General features: G+C 64.4%; 2 protein-coding genes. One reads left to right on the top strand and one right to left on the bottom strand.

Going from position 1 to position 1,138, the window contains the following annotated elements:
* On the top strand, positions 1–717 hold a 717-nt coding region (locus Q0341_RS09010), incomplete at its 5' end, for a dienelactone hydrolase family protein (RefSeq protein WP_299512315.1).
* Here the strand turns inward: Q0341_RS09010 and Q0341_RS09005 are convergent.
* Positions 683–1,138, bottom strand: a 456-nt coding sequence (locus Q0341_RS09005) for a carcinine hydrolase/isopenicillin-N N-acyltransferase family protein (protein WP_299512313.1), incomplete at its 5' end; no start/stop codon positions are given. The two genes, Q0341_RS09010 and Q0341_RS09005, sit on opposite strands and share 35 nt — an antisense overlap.

Here is a 1,138-nt window from a genome sequence, read left to right as displayed (position 1 = left end):
ACCCCCCGCCCGGTGGTGATCGTTTTGCACGGGTACGGCGGCATCCATGCCACCGTCGGCACTCGCAAAGGCCAGCTCAGCGCACGCCATCAGGGCATGACCGACTTGTTGCTGGCACAAGGCTACAGCGTGGTTTGGCCTGACAGCCTCACACCCCGACAGGAAACCAGTTTGTGCGAACAAAGCATGGCGTCACGCCAAGTGCGGCAAAGCCACCGACGCAGCGACGTTCACACCACCTTGGCTTGGCTTGCCCAACAAACCTGGACGGATCGCCAACGCGTGGCCTTGTTAGGCTGGTCACACGGTGGCAGCACCGTGCTGGCCAGTTCGGACAGCCAGCAAAAACTCCCTCAAGGCAGTGTGATACCCGACGTGGCGCTGGCCTTTTACCCAGGTTGCACTGATGCACTGCGTCGGGCTTACCAGCCGTCCTGGCCCGTGCACATGCTGCTGGGGGCGGCAGACGACTGGACGCCTGCCGCGCCCTGCGTGGCTTTGGCCCAGCAAGCAGAAATGAGCTTCAAGCTGTATCCGGACAGCCACCACGGATTTGACAATCCGGTGGGACAAGTCCAACACCTGCCTCGCGTACCCAATGGCCAACATCCGGGCCTTGGCGTTCACGCCGGACGCAACCCTGCAACGGGCCCGCAGGCCTGGCAGGATGTGCTGGACTTGCTTAAGCGGCGATGGCCTGATCCTGCAGCCCCTTGAGCAGGTTGGCCGCAGCGGCCAAAGGCACGGCTTCAAACGCCACCCGGCTGGGCACGTCACAGGCCACCCACATGGCCGGAGGCTGGGTTTGCATGATGATGCCCGCCACGCTTTCGACGCGGCTTTCGGGCGGCACGCTGGGGTCGGGGCTGCGGCAGATGGACAAAAAGCCGTCGGACTCGTCGCGCAAGAAGCGCTCCAGATCAGCTTGACCGATGGGGGTTTTCAAAGCGTGTTGCCCGGCGGTGCTCAATCGGTTGTGGCTCGACAAACCCGGGCCCATGGGGGCTTGTTCGGCCAGCAGCGATTCACACACGAAGTGGTTGGTGTGCACCACCACCCCTTCGGTGGGCGTGACCTCGGCCCAGCCTGCGGGCGAGACTTCGAAGCAGGCGGCCTGGCCCTCGGCGTCGGCGCAGGG

Source organism: uncultured Limnohabitans sp. (genome assembly GCF_937889215.1).
In the GTDB taxonomy this organism is placed as follows: domain Bacteria; phylum Pseudomonadota; class Gammaproteobacteria; order Burkholderiales; family Burkholderiaceae_C; genus Limnohabitans_A.
The sequence above is the reverse complement of the archived record's forward strand: the minus strand, read 5'-3'. Positions and strand labels throughout refer to the sequence as shown.